The organism is Paraburkholderia sp. BCC1876, from assembly GCF_902833695.1.
Taxonomy (GTDB): Bacteria; Pseudomonadota; Gammaproteobacteria; order Burkholderiales; family Burkholderiaceae; genus Paraburkholderia.
In genome coordinates, this window is record NZ_CADFGI010000012.1 from 43,888 (window position 1) to 65,800 (window position 21,913).

Consider the following 21,913-nt stretch of genomic DNA (forward strand, 5'->3'; position numbering starts at 1 on the left):
TCAGGCTGTTCGACGCGGGGTCGGCGAACGGTCGAAAGATCGAAGAATCGGGGATTCGGGTAATCGACATTCGCGGCTTCACGTGGGCGCCAGAGTGGGCGCAAGCGACGGGGTCGTCAACTTCTAAGGTTTCGGGGTGGAGAATGGCAGCACGCGCGCGCGCAGCACGACAACAACACCAGTATCGTTCGCAGACTGTCCTTATCGCCGACGTGCGGCCGCTGCGTCGCGCCGTCGCGCTGATCCTGGCGGCGGGATTCACGACCCAGGCGCACGCCGCGGGTATCGTCAATCTGGGGCAAGCCACCGCGCGTAACGCGGCGGGCGGCGCGGGCGGCTACGGCGGCACGGGTGTGCCGAATCTCGGCGTGTCGCCGCAGCAGGCACTGCAGGCGAGCCAGCCGTCGATTCGCAATCTCGGTCACGCGGCGCAGGCGATCGCGGCGCAGATCGCCGCGCAAAGCGCGGCAGCGGCAGCCGCCGCGGCGACGGTGTCGAACGTGCCCAACGGCTTGACGCCTGGCGGCCTGCAGGTGGCGCCGGGCATCACCTTCGTGAACAACGGCAAAGGCGCGCTCGTCAGTCAGAACACGGATTCGACCAATCCGCTGCTGTGGATCAACGCGAACGGGCCGCAGCAAACCGTCGACAGCAGCGGCCACGTCAACGTGAACGTGACGCAGACCGGCCAGAACGCGGTGCTGACCTGGCAGACGATGAACGTCGGCAAGCAGACCACGCTGAACTTCGATCAGTCGGCCGGCACGCAGACGAACGGCGCGAACAACTGGGCGGTGTTCAACCGGATCGTCGATCCGAGTGGCGCACCGAGTCAGATTCTCGGCAACATCACCGCGCAGGGCGCGGTGTATGTGATCAACCGCAACGGGATTCTGTTCGGCGCGGGGTCGCAGGTGAATGTGCACGCGCTGGTGGCGTCGTCGCTCGATCTGTTGAACATGAACGACTACAACCAGACGCTCGTGAAACAGGTGCCGCTGGTGACCGACAGCACGCTCGCGCAGGACGCCGCGGGCATCGTCGCGAGCAACCAGCAGTTCCTGAGCTTGCCGGCGGGCACCACGGGCGGTCTGGCCTATCCCGAGTCGGGCAACTCGACGACAGGCGGCGTGGTGGGCCACACCGGCGTGCCGAACGAGGTGTTGGGGCTGGGCAACAAGATCCAGCTCACTTCGCTGAGCCAGTATCAGGGCTGGGGCGACGTGACGATCTCGCCTGGCGCGTCGATTACGACCCATACCAACGGCAATGTGAGCGACGGCGGCTTCGTGATGATCGCCGCGCCCAATGTGAACAACGGCGGCAAGATCACGGCCGACGGTGGGCAGGTGGTGCTGGCGGCCGGCATCGGCGTGAGCCTCCTGCCCAATGTGGGCGCCACGACCAACCCGCAGGTCCTGCTTCCGGAATTGAGCGGTCAAATCGTCATGACGGATGCGAGCGGCAAGACGATCGATCTGACACCGGCCGGCACGTTGACGAATACCGGCATCGTTCAGGCCGCGCGCGGCAACGTCAACCTGCTCGGCAGCAACGTGCAGCAGAACGGAGTGGTAGGGGTGACGACCAGCGTCAATACGCCGGGCGCGATCACGATCTCGACGGTCGACGAGTACCAGTCGAACAATCCGGCGAGCGCCGGCTACCTGGGCCGCGGACCGTTCACGGCCGGCGCGGGCGTTGCCAGCGGCGCGGGCCGTGCCGGCCTGCTGAGTTTCGGTCCTGACTCCGTGACGGCAATCATGCCGGATGCCAATGGCCAGACCGCGACGTCGACGCCGGGCACGGTCTTCACGGCCGGCAACATCACCATGACCGCAGGCTCCGTGTGGTTTCAGGGCGGCTCGCTGATCGAGGCGCCGGGCTCGAGCGTGTCCGTCAACGCGCTGACCCAGTCGGTGGTCGGTTATGCCACGCCGGTCGGTCAAACCGCGGTGCCGGGCCGTATTTACCTGGACAGCGGCGCGACGATCGACGTCTCCGGTCTGGCGAACGTCGAACTGCCCATCTCCAGCATCCTGCTCACGATCGACCGGATCGGCCAGAACGAACTGGCCGACTCGGCGCTGCTGCGCGACGGCTTCCTGTTCGGTCAGAAGGGCGTGGTGGTCGACAGCACGCTCACGGGCACGCGCAGCGATGGCTTGCAATGGGTCGGCAGTCCGATCCTGAATCTGTCCGGCTACGTGAACGGCATGCCGCGCACGGTCGACCAGTTGCTCACCAACGGCGGCACCATCACGCTATCGGGTAACGAGGTGATGACGGCGGGCGGTTCGTCGCTGAACCTGAACGGCGGCTACGTTCACTACGACGGCGGCATGGTGAACACCACGCGCCTCGTCGACGCGAACGGCGCGATCGTGCCGATCGGCCAGGCGAGTCCGTTCGATACGTTCGTGGGTATCGCCGGCCAGTTCATGGAGAACCACCCGCGCTGGGGCGTGACGAAAACCTGGTACAACCCGTTGCAGACCGGCGGGACTTATCAGCCTGAGTTCATTGTGGGCGGCAACGCCGGGACGCTGGATCTTTTCGCGTCGCAGTCGATGGTGCTCGACGGCGATGTCACCGCGCAGGCGTTCGGCGGTTCGAAGCAGACCCAGGGCAATGATCTACCGACCGGCGGCACATTCAATCTCGGGGTCGATCCGAAACTCACGACGGCAAATGCGGTGATCGGCCTGACGCAGAACGGCAGGGACGGCGCCCCATCGGGTGAATTCAACCTGGTGATCCTGCAGAACGCCGCGCCGAAGCTGGACGATCTGGCGCCGGGATTTTCATACGACACGTTGCTGAATCCGGCCGCGCTGAATGCACTGTCGGCCACCGATCCGAACAACGTGCTCGCGACCATCGTGGTGCCGGTCGATACGTTGAATGCAGGGGGCTTCGCGAACGTCGATCTCACGGGCGACAAGAGCAGCGGCAAAGGCTTTCTGGTGTCAGAGGGAACGAAGTTGACGCTGCAGCCCGGCGGTTCCCTGAAGCTCAATGGTTCGACTGGCGGCAGCGCGACAGTGGCGGGCCAGTTGATCGTGCCGTCGGGCACGGTCTCTATCACCACCGGCAGCAACATCACGGTCGGTCCCGATGCGTTGATCAGCGTGGCCGGCCAGTGGGTGAACAACGACGTGCAGGCCGCGCCGGGCACGACGCCGGGCAACAGCCAGTTCATCAACGGCGGCAGCATCGCGCTGTCGACGCTCGGTAATAGCGCGAACATCAACGGGACAGTGACCGACGGAACCGGCTCGATCCTGCTGCGGCCGGGCAGTGTGCTCGACGTGTCCGGCGGCGGTGAGATGCAGGCCAACGGTCAACTGCTGACGCAGAACGGCATCCCGGCCGGCAAGGGCGGGAGCCTGTCGCTGCTGACCTACGCCGCAAATGGCAACCCGTTTGGCAATGGCGATGTCAACTCGCCATTCCTGCCTGCCAGTCAGCCGGTGGCGGGGCAAATCCAGATGGACGGCACCATCCGGAGTACCGGTTTTGCGGGCGGCGGCACCTTGACGCTGCAGGCGCTGGGGTTCCAGATCGGCGGCGATCCGGCGCAAGCGCCGGCCTGGGACCTGCTGCTGCCGACCGATTTTTTTGCCACCCAGGGGTTCGGCAATTACGTGCTGAACGCTTTCTACGACGCGACCGTGGCGCCGGGCGCCATGGTCCGGTTGACCCAGCAGAACCTGATCCCGGACGCGGTCGCATTGCAGCGCACCGTTAGCGGCGCCAGTCTGTCGGCCGCGGGGCTGACCACGCCGGGACCGCTCGACGCGTATCACCGCCAGGCGACCAGCCTCACGATGACCGCGGGCGGTTACGCGAACTGGCACCGACTCGATTCAAGCGGAGTCGCCCAGGTGCCGGTTTATGCCGGCGTGACGGGCGGCGTGAGCGTGGGACAAGGGGCAGCGATCGTCGGCGACGCCGGCGCCAGTATCGGGCTCGGCTCACCCGCGCAGGTGACGGTGCTCGGCGCGCTGATCGCGCCGGGCGGCTCGATCGTGCTGAGCGGCGATTCGGCCACGGGCAGCTTTGAACTGCCGGGACAATACGCAAGCAATACGTTCACGAGCCCGACCCAATCGGTCTGGTTGGGATCCAACGCCGTGCTCGATGTATCCGGCGTCGCGTTGACCAACCCGCTGGCCTCACCCGTGAAGAACGGCTTGACGACGCTGACGCCGAACACGGGCCGCGTGCTCGCAGGCGGTAGCGTGACGATCTCCGACGACTCCGGCTACGTGGTGGCGCAGGCCGGTTCGAAGATCGACGTGTCGGGCACATCGGCCAGCTTCGACCAGTTGCAGGCGAACGGCACGTACGCGTCGCAGCCGGTGTGGAGCAATGCCGGCTCGATTACGCTCGGGGCAGCCAGCGGGCTGTTCTTCGACGGCACGCTCAACGCCAGGCCAGGCGGCGATCAGGCCGCCGGTGGCACGCTGACGATCCTGCCGCAGCAGAATGCCTCGTCCAGTGTGTATGTGAACGATGGCACGAAGGGAACGGTGGCCGGCGCGACCGCGCTGATCGTGCGCCAGGACGGACAATTCGTGCCGCAGGGCCTCGCGCCGGGACAGCGTTTCGACACGGCCATCGATCCGACCACCGGGCAGGCGCTCGGGACGCCGAACGGGGTGATCCAGTTCGCCGCCGACCGTCTGAACGGTTCGGGGATCGCGAATCTCGTGCTGGGTGACGCAAAGCTCGTCGCGCCGGTGACGGTCGCGTTCGCCGGCGACGTCAACCTGACGCTGCCGGGTTCGGTCACCGTGAACTCGGGGCGGATCGCGGCGATAGGCATGGACCAGTTGTCCACGCTGCTGTCGACGCCGGCCATTCAACCGACGCCGCTCAATCCATCCCCCGCGCCGGTGCTGACGACGCTGCTCGGCGGGGCGCCGCAGAATCCGCTCGGCACCACGGTGACTATCGACGCGCCGTACGTCGCGCTGGTCGGCCCGAAGCTCGCAAACAATCCGCCGGCGTTCACCCCGGTTGCGACGCTATCGGACGGCACGCTGAACGTGAACGCGTCGTTCATCGATCTGGAGAACCAGTTTCAGCTGAACAACTTCGGTCAGGCGAACTTCACGAGCCGCGGCGACATCCGCCTGAGTTCGACCAACGCCGCGCAGACGGTCAGCCTGGGGCTCCTGGCGGGCGAGCTCTACACGCCCGGCAACCTGACGTTCAAGGCGGCGGATCTGTATCCGTCGACCGCCAGCACGTTCATTGTCGATGCGATCGGACCCACGGACCCGAGCACGGGCAAACCGGCGCCGACCACGGTCACGTTCGTCCCGAACGGCGCGTCGGGCGTGCCGTTGTCGGCGGGCGGCACGTTGCTGGTGGATGCGTCGAACATCGTGCAGGGCGGCACGGTGCGCGCGCCGTCGGGCACGCTGGTATTCGGCGTGGGCGACCCCACCAATGCCACGACGCAAACCCAGTTCAACAGCAAGACGCTCGTCGCGACCGACTCGGTCACGTTCGCGAACGGCAGCGTGACGTCGGTATCGAACGGCAACAGCGTGATTCCGTACGGCACGACAGTCGACGGTACGGAATGGCAGTTCAACCCGTTAGCCGGCAACACGACGCCCGATCTGAATGCGCCGCCGTCGAAGTTTATCGGCGTGAACGGCAGTAGCGTCGCGCTGAACAAGGGTGCGACGATCGACCTGTCCGGCGGCGGCGATCTTCAGGCCGCCGAATGGATACCTGGCACGGGCGGCACGCGCGACGTGCTGTCGCAATACAACGTCAGCTACGCGAGCAATCCGACCGGCGTGGCGGTGCCCGTCAACGTGGGCGCGTCGAACGTGTACGCGATCCTGCCGGGCGCGCAGTCGCCCGTGTCCGCTTACGACCCGACCTTCGCGCAAACGCTGCAGCCGTCGACCAATGGCAACGGCACCGTGGGCACCAGCACGGCGAGTCTCGGTATCGGCCAGGCCGGCATGGGCAGTGCGATCGGGCAGTCGGTCTATCTGTCCGGCGTGCCGGGGTTGACGCCGGGCTATTACACGTTGTTGCCGGGTAAATACGCGACGGTGCCTGGCGCCTATCGGGTCACGGTGGCGAGCACCACCGGCAACGTGGCGCCCGGCTCCAGCAACGTGCTGGCCGACGGCACGGTGATGACCGCGGGCTACTTCGGCAACGCCGTCACGGGCAGCCGCAGCGCGACGCCGACGCTCTTCGACGTGCAGTCGGGGCCGGTGTGGCAGCAGTACTCGCAATACACGCTGACCAGCGCCAATAGCTTCTTCCCGACGCTAGCGGCCGGCAAGGGCAACGTCACGCCGCCGCTACCGGTCGACGGCGGTCAACTGGTGCTGGCCGCCACGCGCGCGCTGACGCTCGGCGCGACGCTCAACACGGCGCCCGGACAAGGCGGCGCGCCGGCGGAAGTCGACATCGCGTCGCAGGACATTCAGATCACCGGCAACGGCAGTCCCGCCTTGTCCGGCTATCTGCAGATCAGCGCGACCGATCTCAACTCGCTGAACGCGGGCAGCCTGCTGATCGGCGGCACACGCACCGCGACGACCAGCGGCATCACGATCAACCCGCTCGCCGATAGCGTGGTGGTCTCGAACAATGCGGGCAGCGCACTGAGCGGCCCGGAAATTCTGCTGGTCACGAAGACGGACCCGACCGGTATCGATCCGAACGCGGCCAACGGCCTGCGCGTCGATGCGGGCAGCGCGATCACCGCGACCGGCAGCTATCCGGCGGCGAAAGATCAGCCGATCGCGATCGCGGGCGACGGTTCGCTTTTACGTGTCTCGAACGGCGCAATGACGACGGTGACGCGCGCCGGCGCGACCGGCACCGGCTTGCTGGCGGTCGGCGCGAACGCGACGCTCACGGGCGGCCAGGCGCTGACGCTCGATTCGTCGGGCAACCTCAAGGTCGACCCGAGCGCGACGCTATCGGCGAAAGCCATCACGGTGGATGGCTCGGCGATCACATTCACAAATCAGGCCGGCGCGGCTGCCGCAAACCTGCCGGGTTTCGTGCTCGATCCGGCTGGACTCGCGCAACTCGCGAACGCGCAGCAGGTGATCTTGCGCAGCGCGGGCGCGATCAATTTCGTCGGCAATGTCAACGCGACGTTCGGCAACAGCGTGGACCTGAGCGCGGGCACGTTCGCGAGCGACGGCGGCAACGTCGTGCTCAATGGACAGCAGATCGCGTTCACGAACGAGACCGGCGCGCCGACGCCGGCCGCGACGGCGGGTAGCGGCACGCTCACGGTCAACGCCAAGGAGATCGACTTCGGCACGGGCGACAAGATCGTCAGCGGCTTTGGCGCGGCGACGATGAATGCGCAAGGCGGCATCGTCGGGCAGAACACCGGCACGTTCGACTTCGGCGCGTTGCCGGTCACGCTCAATGCGCCGGTGTATCTGGCGGATACGAGTTCAGCCTCGACCGTGAAGACGACCGGCGTGCTGACGCTGAATAACGCGGCGGGTACGGCGTTGACGCGCACGGGCGTTGGCGGCGCGTGGCATCTCATTGGCGGCACGATTGCGGACAACGGCGCGACGATCGCCGCCGCCGCGGGCAACGTGGGGCTCGAAGCGACGAGCGGCGACCTGACGATCGGCACGGGCTCGACGGTGAGCGCGGCGGGCGCGGCGAAGCAGTTCTTCGACGTGACGCAATACGCGCCGGCCGGCTCGATCGCACTGACCGCCGACGTGGGCGCGCTGGACGTGCAATCGGGTTCGACGCTGGACTTCTCGGGCGCGAAAGGCGGCGGCGCGGCGGGAAGTCTGACGCTGTCGGCGCCGCAGCAGAGCGTGAATCTGAATGGGACGTTGAAGGGCGGAGCGGCGAGCGGTTATGCGGGCGGTTCAATTTCGCTCGACACCGGCGGCGCGGTCAACCTGGACAGTTTCGCGCAGACGCTGGCCTCGAGCGGCGTGAACAACGCGATCGCGATTCAGACGAAGTCGGGCAACCTCACGCTGTCGCCTGGCAACACGTTGACGGCGCACCAGGTGCTGCTGACCGCGAATGGCGGCGCCGGCGGCCAGGATCCGAACAACGGCGAGGTGCAGATTTTCGGCACCATCAACGCATCGGGAATCGCCGGCGGGCAAATCGGTCTTTACGGCAAGAGCGGGGTCGACGTCGAGGGTTCCCTGATTGCGACGGGGTCGAGCACGACGCAACGCGGCGGTACGGTGATCATCGACACGATCGGCACGCCGGGCAGCACCGTGACGGTGAATCCGACGTACGGCTACGAGAACATTTCGGCGGCGAACTCGGGTTTGATCACGCTAGGCAGCAACGCCCTCATCGACGTGTCGGGCGGCACGGCGGCCGGGCTGTCGGGCGGCACGGTCAACTTCCGCGCGCCGCTGCTGGACAACGGCGGCGTGAACGTGACCTTGCAACCCGGCGCGCAGATCAAGGGCGCGCGCGGCGTGAATCTCGAAGCGTACGCGGTGTGGAGTACGACCGATCCAGGCACGGGCGCGCGGCACTTCGACGGTATCGTCGATCCGGCGGGCTGGTATGGGAACAGCGTGGCGGGCGCAGGACAACCCGGCATGGTGGCGGGCACCTGGACCGATCAGAGCGGCAACGCGCTGGCCGATCCGACTCCCGACGAGCTGGCGAAGTATCAGTCCCAGTACTTCTTCAAGCCCACGACGGCGAATGCCGATCACGAGTCGTTCTACGGCTACGTCATGAATAGCGACGGTAGCGTCGCCGGGCCCGGCACGCTGATGAACTTTGTCGAAAACGGCGTGAGCGGCGTGGCGGCGAAGTTCGCTGGGACCCGCATCGCGAACTTCCATGTGGTGCCGGGCATCGAGCTGGACAATCCGAGTACCGCGATCAACAACGGCGACATCTCCATTCTGACGAACTGGAACCTCGGGGCGGGTACGTCGCCGACGAATCTTGCCTTCCGCTTCGAAGGGCAGGCACCCGTCATCACCTTCCGGGCCGACAACAACGTCAAGGTCAACGCCAGTCTGACGGACGGTTTTTTCCAGATTGCGAACCCGGTGGGCAACGGCGTCTCCGCACCGATCCCGCCGGCGTCGTCCTACACCAATACGGAAAACCAGTGGGCGACGACCCCATTCGGGGAATTCAACTACATCCTCGCCAACTACGCCTACCTCGGCCTGACGGCGCCGATCAACTGGACCTCGGGCGACACCGGTGAGATTGCACAGTACTACGGGATGTACCAGGAATACGCGCAATACCTGTCGTCACAGGATGCCAACGGGAAGTACATCTTCCTTGGCGCCCAACCCGCCAATCAGAACGCACCTGTGGTGACCGGTCAGCCGGTACTGGGTGTAGCGGCACCGACCGCTCAGGAAGAGCACGACGATTCCACCGCCTATCCCCGCTACCTTGCGCTTTATGAAACCTATCGCAATCAGCTTGCGCAATGGGTCCAAGCCAATCCGAACGCGACGCCGCACATCGATCAGTTGCAGGCGCCGCCCGCGACGCTCGCGCAACTCATTACTCAACCCATCCTGGTGACGGCCGCGCCGACCGACAACTCGCCGTCGCCGGTCGCGGTCGTCGGCAACGCGTTGCCGTTACTCTCCGCGAGCCTGAACGGCGGTTCCAGCAGTTCCTACCGGATCGTGGCGGGCGCCGACCTGGCGAGCGCCGATCCGCTGTCCGTGCAGGCCGCGCCGGTTTTTTCGAAGGCCGCTGGGATACCCCTCGCGGGTGGTGGCAACGTGACGTTGGGCGGCTACTTCGCGTACGCCAATTCGACCAATCCCAACAACCCCGACAACCTCGTGTTGCTGGTGCCGACGATGATACGTACCGGGACGGGCGGCATCGACGTCGCCGCGGGCAATGGTGTGTCGTTGTTCGATCCGGGCGCGACGCCGAAGAACGACCCGAACGTGATGGTCGTACCCGGCGTGATTTATACGGCGGGAGCGCCGGCGGCAGGTGCGCCCGCGGTGACGGGCAATGGCGCCGTGGTGCGCGGCGGTGCGGGGGATCCCGACATTCTGGTGTCGCCGGCCGTGAACCCCGATTCCGCCGGCGATATCACGATTCACGCGCAGGGCGATATCAACTCGGCCGAATACACCACGGACGCGCAAGGCCTGGTGACCGGTGTCGCCGGCAGCAGCATGGGTCAGTTCTGGTGGCAGTGGATGCAGATCACGGCGAGCCGGACCGCGTCGACTGTTGGGATTACGACCCTGTTGAACCGGACATCGATCGATTTCGGCGCGTTCGACCAGGGCGTAATGAGCGTAGGGGGCAACGTCTCGATCAGCGCCGACGGCAATATTTCGGACCTGGCGGTGTCGTTGCCGACGACGTGGTATCTGAACGGTAACGGCGCCCCGGTCACGGTTGGCGGCGGCAATCTGTCGGTGCGCGCGGGCGGCAACATTCTGAGCGGCGACTATTTCGTTGCTAAAGGAACCGGGACGATCGTTGCGGGCGGCAGCATCGGCTCGGACATTACCGTCGCTGCGCAAACCGACTTTCAGAAACCCATCGCCGTGCCGACCGTGCTCGCACTACAGGACGGAATTTTCAACGTAACGGCGCGGCAAGATATCAATATCGGCTCGGTGCTCGATCCGTCTTATTCAAACACATTTACCGCGCCGAATAGTCAGACGGGTAGCAGAAGTCTGTCGAACTACAAACAGTACGCGGACAGCCAGGGGTATTCGGCAACCTCCGCGGTGAACATCCTGTCGACAACGGGCGACGTCGCGATGGGGGGATTGCTTGGCTATTTGACGGGCGCGATCTCCACCTTGCCGGCCAGTCTCAACGTGACGGCGTTCGACGGCAGTATCGGCATGCAGGCAAGCGGTTCGCTGTATCCGTCCGCGGTAGGGCAGTTGAACCTCATCGCCGATCAGAGCGTGACTTTTTCCGCGGGCTTGTCCTCCCAGTTCGGCATGGGAGACGCCGATCCGGCGCAGATGCCGTCGCCGACGCAGCCATCGGCAAAGCCGGCTGCTCACGCAACCAGCCCCGTGCACGCCGACGATACGACGCCGGCACGCATCTATAGTCTGAACGGCAGCATCGTCAACGGGATTCTCGATACGACCGGCACCACCGCGGGTTTCTACAACCAGCTCGTTACGATCTCAACCGACAAGGCAACACTGATTCAGGCAGGCCAGGACATCGTCAATCTGGCGTTCCAGGGGCAGAATCTACGCAGCTCGGACGTGACGCGTATCGTGGCGGGCCGTGACATCTACGACACCAGTTATCAATCGCCTGGCGCCGTGCAGGTGGTGCCCGCGTTGATCCTTGGCGGCCCGGGCACCCTGGACGTGCAAGCGGGCAGAAACATGGGTCCGCTGACCACGGCGTCTCAGGCCGGCAGTGTGGGTCCGACTTTCGGGTCGGGGATCGAGGCGGTCGGCAACGCGAACAATCCCAATCTGCCGCACGAGAGCGCGAACATCAACGTGCTGTTCGGTGTTGGACCCGGTGTCGACCTGTCGACGTTCGTCTCGACCTATATCGCCCCCGGCAGTTCAGTAGCCGGGGTGTCCAGCGCGACGCCGGCGCTGATCGCGTTCATGCAGCAGTACGATGCGGGCCTTGGCGTCGATACGGGTCTGCAGGCTGACAAGGATGCTGCGCAGAAAAGCTTAGGCACGCTGTCCGCGAGCGCGGCATGGAAGCAGTATCAGGCGTTGCCGTCGTACGTGCAGCAGCTTTTCGCCGAGCAGGTGTTGTTCAGCGTGTTGACCCAGGTCGGCACCGACTACAACAATCCCGCCAGCCCCTATTACCAGAAATACGCGCGCGGCTACGAGGCGATCAACACGCTGTTCCCGGCGTCGTTCGGCTACACGGCGAACAATCTGGCCGGTGGCGGCAACGGCGCGAACAAGGCAGTCAGCACCGGCAACCTCGACATTCGCAGCACGACCATTCAGACGCAGCAGGGCGGCAACATCTCCATTCTCGGTCCCGGCGGTCAGGCGCTGGTAGGCAGTACGACGGCGCCTCCCGAGGCTATCGACAGCAACGGCAAGGTGATAGCCGGTCCCGGGTCGATGGGCATCCTGACGCTCGAGCAGGGCAATATCGACATCTTCACCGACCAGAGTGTGCTGCTCGCGCAGAGCCGTATCTTTACCGAGCAGGGCGGCGACCTGACAATCTGGAGTTCGAACGGCGACATCAACGCGGGCAAGGGTGCGAAGTCGTCCGCCGATACGCCGGCGCCGCAATACGTGTGCGACGCCAACCACTACTGCACGGTCGACGCGCGCGGCGAGGTGACAGGAGCCGGGATCGCGACCTTGCAGTCAGTGCCGGGCTCGCCGACGGGCAACGCGAATCTGATCGCCCCGCGCGGCACGGTGGATGCGGGCGACGCGGGCATTCGCGTGTCGGGCAACCTGAACGTGGCCGCGTTGCATGTGGCGAACGCCGACAACATTCAGGTGCAGGGGACGTCGCTGGGCGTGCCGGTTGGACAGGCCGTGAACACGGGTGCGCTGACCGCCGCGAGTTCGGCGGCGTCGGCGGCGAGCCAGTTGGCGCAGGACCTCGTGAAGAACAATGCGTCGGGTGTCGGCCAGCGACGCTGGACGATCTCGGTCCAGGTGGAAGGCTTCGGCGACGCAACGGACGACGGCAGGAAGCGCAAGCGGGAGCAGGTTGGGTACGACTCGTCCAGCGCGGTGTCGATCGTGGGGTTCGGGCAGGTGGGGCCGACTCAGCAAGCCGTGCTTAGTGCGCAGGAACGGGAACGGTTGGGAAAAATATAGAAACAGGAAGGATGGCGCGCTGACCGAGGTTGGTTGGCGTGCAGCTCAGGTTTGATGGGGGCGAAAGTCGAGCACGAGGATGGCGGCGATTGCCGCCATTTTCATTTGAGCGGCGTCGCGATCCGCGGCATAAAAAAACCGCGTCTCCGGTTTCCCGGGGACGCGGTTTCTAAAATACTTCTGCGGTATTCAGACTGCGAGCAAAACTTAACGACCCGTGATCGTGCCCGTGCAAACGCCCGCGTTGCCGATGTCGAGGTTCCAGCCGCTCGCGTTGCTCAGGAAGTCGTTCGAGATCGCCGTCTGGAAGCTGGACGGAACCGTATCGAAGCCGTTGCCGCGGATCACGGTGGCGAACGTGGAGTTCGTGTAGTGATTGTTCAGGAAGTCATGCACGGCCGTCTTGACGGCCGGATCGGCGTAGCACTGGCTCACGAGAATCTGGCTCGTACCCGAGACCGGATAGCCCGAGGCCGGGTTGGCGTTGGCCGTGTAAGACGCGCCCGCGATCGGCACCCAGTTGGCCGGTTGCGATGCGGCGTTCTTCGTGCCGGGCGCGGCGATCGACAATGCCGTCGTCGCGTTGCCAGCCGTCGGCGCGTAGTACAAGCCGTTCTTCGCGTTCAGCAGGCTCGCCACCTGGAGCTGCGACGAAGCCGACGAGCTCGACGGTGCAAGGAACGTGTTCGTGTAGTCCGGGCTCAGGTAAGCCACTGCGGCAGTACCGGCCGCGAGGTAGGAGGTCAACTGGCTCTTGACGCCGCCGCTACCTGTTGCCCCAACGAAATTCGACGGCACGCCGCTCGGGAAGGAGGCTGCGAAGGTGAGCGAGTCGACGAACGTGATACCGGGTTTTGTCGCGCTGGACGCGGCGCAGACAGCCGCCAGATGGCGCGTCAGCAATTCGCTCGTACCGCTGCTGTCAGCGCGGTACACGACCTTGATCGCGCCAGCCGGATACTTCGTGGTTTTCTCCGGATCCGTGACCTGGCTCCAGTCGGTGAAATTGCCCGAGAAGATACCGCACAAATCGTCGTCGTTCAGCGCGATGCTGTGTGCCTGGCCCGGCGTGGTTTGCGGCGTCGTCGTGCTCGTCACGGCCGGTGCGTTGACCAGCGGAATCGTGATCGGCGTGACGATGTACGGAATCTGGATCAGCGGACCGCTGGTCCTGGCCAGCCCGGCCTGATACGAAGTGATCTGGGTGGTGTTCAGCGCTGCGTCGCTGTTGGCGAAGTCGACCGTGCCCGTCACGCCCGTGCCCAGGAACGTCGGTTGATTGCCGAGGAACGCGTTCTGACCGGCGCCCGAGCCGACCGAGTAATACGTGAACGAACCTTCGCTGGTGCCGAACAGACCGATTTCGGTGGTGCTCAGGCCAATTGCACCGATCGTCGGTGCCACGAGCGACGAGCCGCCGCCTTGAACCACGGGAACCGCCATTGCAGCCGATGCACCCACGCCCGACAGGACGAGAGCCAGAATTTGACAGATCTTGCGCTTGCTGGATTTCATGAGATTTCCTTGCACGAAGAAAAAGAGAGGGGCTGCCGATACGGCCGGACTATGTCGTTGACCGCGCAGCTACTTTAGGATGAACGTCGTGCTTATCTCGTGAATTTTTAATAACGAATGGTACGGAACATTTCGGCCTCCTTTAGGGAAACCAATACCCGTATGGAGAGATGACGTATAGGCGTTTTATGTGCGAAAAATCTAAAAACACCCACACCGCCGCAATAGCAGAAACGCTAAAAATGTTAGCCCACCATTCGTCACAATTCTGATCCTGTTCGCTGCTTACTCTTTGCCGGACCATCGCTTGAAGAAGTGCTGCGCGTAACCGGAGGAGAGTGTCATGTCGGCATTTCGCTATGAAGCCATCAACCTGGCAGGCAAGACGCTGAAGGGTGTACTCGAAGCGGACAGCGCGCGCGCCGGGCGCACCCAGTTGCGCGGTCTCGGGCTCACGCCGCTGGTCGTCGAACTGGCCACGTCGCGGCTGCAAGGCGAGCGCAGCCGGCGGCTCGGCGCGGGGCGCAAGCTGTCGCAGCGCGAGCAGGCCATCCTCACGCGGCAACTGGCGAGTCTGCTGATTGCGGGTCTGCCGCTCAACGAAACGCTCTCGGTGCTCAGCGAACAGGCCGAACGCGATTACATCCGCGAACTGATGGCGTCGATTCGCGGTGAAGTCATCGGCGGGCATTCGTTTGCGAATGCGCTGGAGCAGCATCCGCGCGATTTTCCGGACATCTATCGCGCGCTGGTCGCGGCGGGTGAACATACCGGCAAGCTCGGCATCGTGCTGTCGCGTCTCGCGGACTACATCGAGCAAAGCAATGCGCTCAAGCAGAAGATCCTGCTCGCGTTTACCTATCCGGCCGTCGTCACGTTCATCGCGTTCGGCATCGTCACGTTCCTGCTGAGTTACGTGGTGCCGCAAGTGGCGAACGTGTTCACCAGCACGAAGCAGGCGCTGCCGTTTCTGACGGTGGCGATGCTCGCTTTGTCGAACTACGTGCGGCATTGGTGGTGGGCGACGCTCATCGCGGTCGGCGTGCTCGTGTGGATCGTGCGCGGTGTGCTTGCGCGGCCAGGACCGCGTCTGTCGTTCGACCGTTGGCTGCTCACCGCGCCGCTCGCAGGACGGATCGTGCGCGGCTACAACACGGTGCGTTTCGCCAGCACGCTGGGTATTCTCACCGCAGCCGGCGTGCCGATTCTGCGAGCGTTGCAGGCGGCCGGCGAAACGCTCAGCAATCGCGCGATGCTCGCCAATATCCAGGACGCGATCGTGCGCGTGAGGGAAGGCACGTCGCTGTCGCGCGCGCTCGGCAATACGAAGACGTTTCCGCCGGTGCTGGTGCATCTGATCCGCTCGGGCGAAGCGACCGGCGACGTGACCACGATGCTCGACCGCGCGTCCGACGGCGAGTCGCGCGAACTCGAACGGCGCACGATGTTTCTGACCAGCTTGCTCGAACCGCTGCTGATTCTCGCGATGGGCGGTGTCGTGCTGGTGATCGTGCTGGCGGTGATGATGCCGATCATCGAGTTGAACAACATGGTGCAGTGAGCGATGCGAATGCGACGGCGGATCGAATCTGGCCACATTGCGCGGCCTCTCGCTACACGGCTCACGCGCCCGGCTCGTCACACGCAGCGCGGCTTCACGTTGCTCGAAATGATGGTGGTGCTGTTGATCGTCGGCCTGCTGGTTGCGGTCGTTACGCTGGCGCCTTCGCGTAACCGCCGCACCGATCTCGCCGAAGAAGCGCAGCGCCTCGCGAGCCTGCTCGAATCCGCCGGCGACGAAGCGCAGGTCCGCTCGTCGCCGATGGCGTGGCAACCCATCGCGGGCGGCTACAGGTTCTATCGGCGCACCGAAGACGGCGCCTGGAAACCCGTCGCGGACGACCTGTTCGGCCCGCATCGCTGGTCGACCGAAGTGACCGGCGTGTCGGTCCGCTACACCGGCAGCAACGAGCCGGTATCGCGCGTCGTGTTCGGCGATGAAAGCATCGGCGTCCCGGTGACGATCACGCTCTCGTCGGAGGGCGTGCGATTACTCGTGGTCGGCACGGGCATCGGCAACTTCGTCGTGCGACGCCCCTGAAATCGCCGGGTCCGACTCCGGACCCGCACGCATGGCACGTCGATCCAAACCGCACCCTTATGCGGATTCACCTAAGTGTCACAGTGATTCCCTACGATGCGATGTTCGCTTGCTTCGGGGCGGCTCTGGGCCGCTGCGCCGAAGTCCTGTGCAAAACATTTCCGGCATTGATAGATGACACGTTCACGGGCGCCGACCGGTGTCCTGGCGTTGACTGCATGTCTGCTGTTGCTGGCGTTCGTCATGCGTTGCGCCAAGGCCCAGGACGCGGGAGAGGCCAGCCGTCCGTCCGGCCGTGCGGCGCATTTCGAGCTGCCCGCCCAGCCGCTCGCGCAGGCCTTGCAGGCTTTTGCGCGGACTACCGAGCTGATCGTGCTGGCGCCCGCGCCGCTGCTCGACGGTCATACGAGCGCGCCGGTTGAGGGCGATTATTCGCCGCGCGAAGCACTTGAGAGGGTGCTCGCGGGAACCGGATTGAAGGCCGAGTTCACCGGTACGGACGAGGCGATCATCGTCGCGCAGCCTGTTGCGCCCGAGGCGTCGCCGGTCGCGGCGGAGGCGCCGGCGAACCCGGCATTACCGGTCGACGGACTCGGTGACGACGCCGACGCGCAAGCGTACGCCGCGCAGTTGCAGGCGCGCATGACCCAGGTCCTGTGCGCGCTGCCTGCCGCCATGCCGGGTGGCTACCGGCTGGCGGCACAGTTGCGTATCGACGATAAGGGGGCAGTGGTGGCGGTGAATATGGTCGCTTCAAGTGGACAGGCTTCGCGTGACGCGGCCATCGTGCGCGCGCTGCGTTCGCTGAGACTCGATTCGCCGCCGCCGGGCAGCTTGCCCGAGCCCGTCACGATTCTGCTGCGGCCCACCGGCAACGGTGTGCATCTGCATTGCCCGACGACAACAGCAACAACAGACGGTCGGAACTAGGCGCTTATGCCAGACACGAGCCGCACCCAACTCAAACAGATCCTGGCCACGCGCTACGCGTACCTCGTCAGGCGGCTGGAGCGCATCACAGGATCGAAAGAAGGGGCGACCGACGCATTGCATGAAACCTGGCTGCGTCTGGACAAGGCGAATGTGTCCACCCAGGTCGCCAATGCCGACGCGTATATTCTCGGCATGGCGAGCAACGTCGCGATCGACCAGCATCGCCACGAGCGCCGTCATGCGCATGAGGACGACGTCGACGTGCTGCTCGGCGTGCCCGACGAACTGGCCGATCCCGAGCGGATCCTGACGGCGCGCCGCAAGATCGATAGCCTGAAAGACGTGTTGCGCGGCCTGACGCCCAGGCGTCGGGCCATCCTGCTGGCCGCGCGGGTGGATGGCCAGTTGAATCGCGAAATCGCCGAACGTTTCGGGATTTCCCTGAGGCTGGTAGAGAGTGAATTGAGTGCGGCAATGAAGTATTGTCTCCAGCGTATGCAGGAAGCTGGCGACCCGTACACGGATTCACGCAGTGGGCCACGTAAATTTTGAACATCCCGACGATGAGGAAAGCTGAGGCCGTTACCGCGGACCACGCCCTGGAGGAAGCCCAGGCGTGGCTCGTGCGCTTGCGTTCGGGCAGCATGAGCCGTGCCGAAACGGAGTCCTTCCAGCGCTGGAGCGCCGAGCATCCGCAGACTGCGGCATTGCTGCGCGATACGTGGAACCTGCTGCGTACGGCCGCCGCCGAGCTGGCCGATGAAAGCCCGGCGGCGGCCAACGATGAATGGCTAGCCGAAGCGCGCCGCGATAAAACGGTGCGCACGGGGCGTCGCGCGTTCGTCGGCTTTGCGGTGGCGGCGGGGGCCTCGTGGCTCGCGTTGCGTCCGCCGCTGGAACTGTGGCCGTCGCTCACCGACCTCGCCGCCGACTATCGCACCGGCACCGGCGAACAACGTAGCGTGGTGCTGTCGGATCGCGTCGTGGTCGAAATGAACACGCAGACGCGGCTCGACGTGCTGCCGGTCCAGGCCGCCACGCGCGGGATCGATCTGCTGGCGGGCGAAGCGGAGATCGACGCGAAGGCGTCGACGGCGCTGGGCGACGCGCTGTTGCGGCAGGTCACTGTCGTCGCCGGGAAAGGGCGCATGCAGGCCGTCACCGCGCGCTTCAATGTGCGTCGCGGCGGCGGCTCGGTCTGCGTGACCTGTCTGTCGGGTTCGCTCGCGCTCGACCATCCCAGCGCACGGCTTACGTTGCGCGCCAACGACCAGGTGGTCTACGACGACCGCAAGGTCGAGCCGGTTTCGCGCGTCGATCCGAGTGGCTTCGTGGCGTGGCGGCGCGGTGTGCTGGTGTTTAACGGCGTGCCGCTCGCCGAGGTCGTCGACGAAATCAATCGCTACCGCCCGGGCAAAATTATTCTCAGAAATCCGGCGTTGGGGCAGAACCGGATGCAGGCACAATTCCCGATTACGCGGCTCGACGATGTGATCGATCTGCTTGGGCGCCTGTACGGGGCGCGCATCACGCGCTTGCCGGGGAATCTGGTTCTGTTGAGCTGAGCTTGGGCTGAACCCGCGCCGTAGAACGTAGAAGCGGGCCATTGCGCCCGCTTTTTATGCGTTACAGATCTATTCATTTCTCATAGCCTGCGTAACCACGACACGCACGCGTCGGCACGCTCGTGCGCGCGACCGATCTTCATCGACGCTTAAAAAGAAAATCTGCGGGTTAGCGCGGCTCGCTTCGACCTAGTTTAAGAAGGCCGCATTTTTCGGCATCGAGCCGCGGCGCTCACGAGGCTGCCGCATCGCCGCCGCCGTCGGCGCGCGCGCTTGCTCGCGCGGCATCCCAACTGGCATCGAGGGGATCGGCAACGTGGCGATAAGGCTCAAGCAGAAACGGACAACGCTCGACGAACGAGGCGGATTTTTGCAAGGCCACGATATGGTTGACCATCCATTGCAACAGATCGCTACCCTGCCGAATCTGCTCGGCGCGCCACGGCGGCATCGCGGCGAACAGCGCGGCAAAACGATCCCAGCGGGAGTCGCGGTCGCTCGTTGCGGGGCGGATATAGGTGTTCAGGCCGATGTCGTTGCTGTCGTTCAACGCGCCGACGAACAGACCCGCGGCCGTCGGCACGCCGACCTGCCGCCAGTTTTCGGCCAGCGCGAGCGGACGGATCACGCGGGCCAGCACGAACGCGGCGCTGGTTTCCGCTTCGATCTCCGCGAGCGACGTAACGCCGTTGCGCTGCATGCAGCGTGCGACCGCATGCGGGCGGATCGTGCCCGACGCAAAACTGCGCAACACCAGATCCGGCACGCTCAATTGCAACTGGAATTCACGCAGCCCGTGTTCGGCGCTCATGGTCGAGAAGTTGACGAACAGGCCTTCGGTTTGTCCGAGCGCGCCGACGTAGGGTTCGAGTCCGAGCCGCGCGAGTTTCGGCGCGACCTGGCGTTCGAGCAGCCGGAGCAGATTGCGCCGGTTGCGCAGGCCCGTGAAGTTGTCGAGGCTGGTCGTGACGACGTCGCTAATCTCCCAGCGGCGTTCTTCGGCGAACAGGCGCGGGGATCGGTTCAGATCGTATCTGGCTCGGCCGTGCGCTACGCGCGGGTCGACAAACATGGCGGGTCCTTGTGGATGCCGTCGGGGGAGCTGACGCGACGTTGCGACAGCCTGCCCCTTTCTCGTCACATTCGATGGTCCAACGTCGGAAAAAGTTCGTCAAGCGGTTCGACAGGAGCGGCACGGATTGCGCGTGAACGGCGAAGACCGTGAGTCTCTTTCCGCAAGCGACGCAAACCTGAACGCTGGACACGGTCTGTCAAAACGATAACGAGGTGGCCTTTGATACGCACAGTCATGGAACGCTTTGTCGAGCATAGCCCGATGGCGGTAATGGCGCGGCTGGTAATGCAGTGGGCGCTGCACGCGGAGTCGCTGGACGATCCGCTCGGCAAAGACGAGCCGGACAGCGATGGCGAACCGCTGCGCGAATTGCTGCTTTCCATGACCGTACAGGCGATGACGCAGATCGCCGCGCGCCAGCACCGCACGCGCGAAACGTTCCCCGAAGCGCCCGAAGAAACCGCCGCGCAATTGACCGCGTTGCATGACCGCATGAGTCGCGTACGCCAGCAATGGGGCCGTTCTCTGGTGCGCGACAGCGCGGGACTATTGCTGCCGGTCGCGCATCGGCGCACGGAGAAACGGTCGCAATCGCCCGGCGATTTGCGGGTGCGCGTGCTGGATGGTGTTTCGATGTCGGCCGGAATGCGCTGCATGCCGGGACCGGCGGGCTGCGTCCACGTAATCGCTCCGGCCGATACTCAGCCGGGCGCGGTGGACGGTCCTTGCGTGCTGCCGGTCTATGACCCGGATCTTGCGCTGATCGTCGATCTGTTGCCCTACGAACGCGGCTTTGTCCACGAGCGGGCGTTTGCCGCGCAACTGGTGGAGTCGGTTCGGCCGGGTGAGTTGTGGATTCTCGACGGGCATTTCAATCCGGCCGCCATTCTGTCCGGCTGGCCCTGCGACGGCAGTCTGTTCGTCGTGCAGGAACACGGCTGTACGCCCGCGTATCGCGCGCTCGACGAGCCGCGCGAAGCGGGCTGGCTCGACGGCGCGTCGGTCTGTGAGCAACCGATCGGTATGCCCACGGAGTGCGGCGCGTCGCCGGTGTTCCGGCGTATCGAATGGCATCGGATCGACGCGGAAAGCGGTACGCCGCAACGCGTCGCGATCCTGACGAACGCACCCGCAACGACACTCGACGCGCTGCAGATCGTCCAGCTCGCCACCCGTGCGTGGCGCGACACGCTGCCGTTGCCGCTCGACGCCGTCTGCGACGGCGCCGCGTTCGGCGTCATCGCGTCGCGGGCGACGCCGCTCGCGGCGGGCATCGTCGCGTTGGCGTACAACGTGTTCAGCGCGATGATCGGCGTCGTGAAAAATGCGCTCGATCTCGACGAGCGCGATAGCGAGCGTTTGCCGCTGCACATGGCGAGCGGCATAGAGGGCGCGTACGGCGGCATGATGATCGCGCTGCCGCCCGACAACTGGCGGCGCTACGACCGGCTTCCGGATGCGGCGCTGCGCGATATCGCCCGTCATCTTGCGGTGCATGTCGATCCGCGCAGCATGCGCAGAAAGCGCCGCGATCACAAGGTATCGGCGAAATCGCAGGCACGTTTGCTCGCGACGACACTCGAGCATCTGTTGCGCGAAGACGCGGAGCTGGCGGCGGCGGGATTTTCAAGGCTACGCACCATCGCGATGGCGACGCGCGACTTCAGCAGCAATCCGTCGCGCGCGCTACGTCATGCCAGCGATGCTCTCGTGATGGTGACGAAATACAACCGTCCGGTCGCGTTGCTGGTATCCATCGACGATTGGAACCGGTTAATCGGCCAGGTGCGCGAAACGAATTTCGACCGATTGTCGATCGACTATGCGTCGCTGGTGCCGATGAACGGCGAGACCGTGGTCAGCGATCTGCATTGAATTGAAACCGCTAGCCAGGTTAGGCCAGGTTAGC

At 65.0% G+C, this 21,913-nt stretch carries 9 protein-coding genes; 7 read left to right on the plus strand and 2 right to left on the minus strand.

Annotated features, from left to right (window positions below):
• The first annotated feature begins 143 nt into the window (after nt 1–143).
• On the plus strand, nt 144–12,815 hold the full coding sequence (locus HWY05_RS31685) for a filamentous haemagglutinin family protein (RefSeq protein ID WP_176060810.1): 12,672 nt from the start codon (nt 144–146) through the stop codon (nt 12,813–12,815).
• 207 nt (nt 12,816–13,022) lie between these two features.
• Here the strand turns inward: HWY05_RS31685 and HWY05_RS31690 are convergent, their stop codons facing one another.
• A complete protein-coding gene (locus tag HWY05_RS31690; RefSeq protein WP_176060811.1) occupies nt 13,023–14,330 on the minus strand; it encodes a substrate-binding domain-containing protein in 1,308 nt (435 codons plus the stop codon).
• 343 nt (nt 14,331–14,673) lie between these two features.
• Between HWY05_RS31690 and gspF the strand changes: the two genes are divergently transcribed.
• The 5 genes from gspF (at nt 14,674) to HWY05_RS31715 (ending at nt 18,929) form a co-directional block, all read left to right on the plus strand.
• The gene (gene gspF / locus HWY05_RS31695) at nt 14,674–15,891 is read left to right on the plus strand and encodes a type II secretion system inner membrane protein GspF (RefSeq protein ID WP_176060812.1); all 1,218 of its coding nucleotides are present in this window, start codon (nt 14,674–14,676) and stop codon (nt 15,889–15,891) included.
• Nucleotides 15,892–15,900: 9 nt separating this feature from the next.
• Entirely contained in the window at nt 15,901–16,431 is a 531-nt protein-coding gene (gspH, locus tag HWY05_RS31700; protein ID WP_176060813.1) for a type II secretion system minor pseudopilin GspH, read from the plus strand.
• A gap of 174 nt (nt 16,432–16,605) precedes the next feature.
• Nucleotides 16,606–17,361 carry a secretin and TonB N-terminal domain-containing protein gene (locus tag HWY05_RS31705; protein ID WP_035546026.1) on the plus strand — a complete coding sequence of 252 codons (756 nt, stop codon included), beginning with the start codon at nt 16,606–16,608 and terminating at the stop codon, nt 17,359–17,361.
• A 6-nt stretch (nt 17,362–17,367) separates the two neighbouring features.
• On the plus strand, nt 17,368–17,916 hold the full coding sequence (locus HWY05_RS31710) for an RNA polymerase sigma factor (protein WP_035546023.1): 549 nt from the start codon (nt 17,368–17,370) through the stop codon (nt 17,914–17,916).
• 11 nt (nt 17,917–17,927) lie between these two features.
• Nucleotides 17,928–18,929: a FecR domain-containing protein gene (locus tag HWY05_RS31715; protein ID WP_035546020.1), complete on the plus strand. Its 1,002-nt coding sequence runs from the start codon at nt 17,928–17,930 to the stop codon at nt 18,927–18,929.
• A gap of 232 nt (nt 18,930–19,161) precedes the next feature.
• Here the strand turns inward: HWY05_RS31715 and HWY05_RS31720 are convergent, their stop codons facing one another.
• The gene (locus HWY05_RS31720) at nt 19,162–20,001 is read right to left on the minus strand and encodes a hypothetical protein (RefSeq protein WP_176060814.1); all 840 of its coding nucleotides are present in this window, start codon (nt 19,999–20,001) and stop codon (nt 19,162–19,164) included.
• Between the two features lie 222 nt (nt 20,002–20,223).
• On the opposite strand from HWY05_RS31720, the gene HWY05_RS31725 reads away from it, so the two are divergent.
• Entirely contained in the window at nt 20,224–21,879 is a 1,656-nt protein-coding gene (locus HWY05_RS31725; RefSeq protein ID WP_176060815.1) for a type II toxin-antitoxin system Phd/YefM family antitoxin, read from the plus strand.
• The last annotated feature ends 34 nt before the right edge of the window (nt 21,880–21,913 follow it).

What these genes read in the sequence shown, in the direction of transcription:
- HWY05_RS31685 (WP_176060810.1), top strand. Translation starts at nt 144, where the DNA reads ATGGCAGCACGCGCGCGCGCAGCACGACAACAACACCAGTATCGTTCG.
- HWY05_RS31690 (WP_176060811.1), bottom strand. Translation starts at nt 14,330, where the DNA reads ATGAAATCCAGCAAGCGCAAGATCTGTCAAATTCTGGCTCTCGTCCTG.
- gspF (WP_176060812.1), top strand. Translation starts at nt 14,674, where the DNA reads ATGTCGGCATTTCGCTATGAAGCCATCAACCTGGCAGGCAAGACGCTG.
- gspH (WP_176060813.1), top strand. Translation starts at nt 15,901, where the DNA reads ATGCGACGGCGGATCGAATCTGGCCACATTGCGCGGCCTCTCGCTACA.
- HWY05_RS31705 (WP_035546026.1), top strand. Translation starts at nt 16,606, where the DNA reads ATGACACGTTCACGGGCGCCGACCGGTGTCCTGGCGTTGACTGCATGT.
- HWY05_RS31710 (WP_035546023.1), top strand. Translation starts at nt 17,368, where the DNA reads ATGCCAGACACGAGCCGCACCCAACTCAAACAGATCCTGGCCACGCGC.
- HWY05_RS31715 (WP_035546020.1), top strand. Translation starts at nt 17,928, where the DNA reads ATGAGGAAAGCTGAGGCCGTTACCGCGGACCACGCCCTGGAGGAAGCC.
- HWY05_RS31720 (WP_176060814.1), bottom strand. Translation starts at nt 20,001, where the DNA reads ATGTTTGTCGACCCGCGCGTAGCGCACGGCCGAGCCAGATACGATCTG.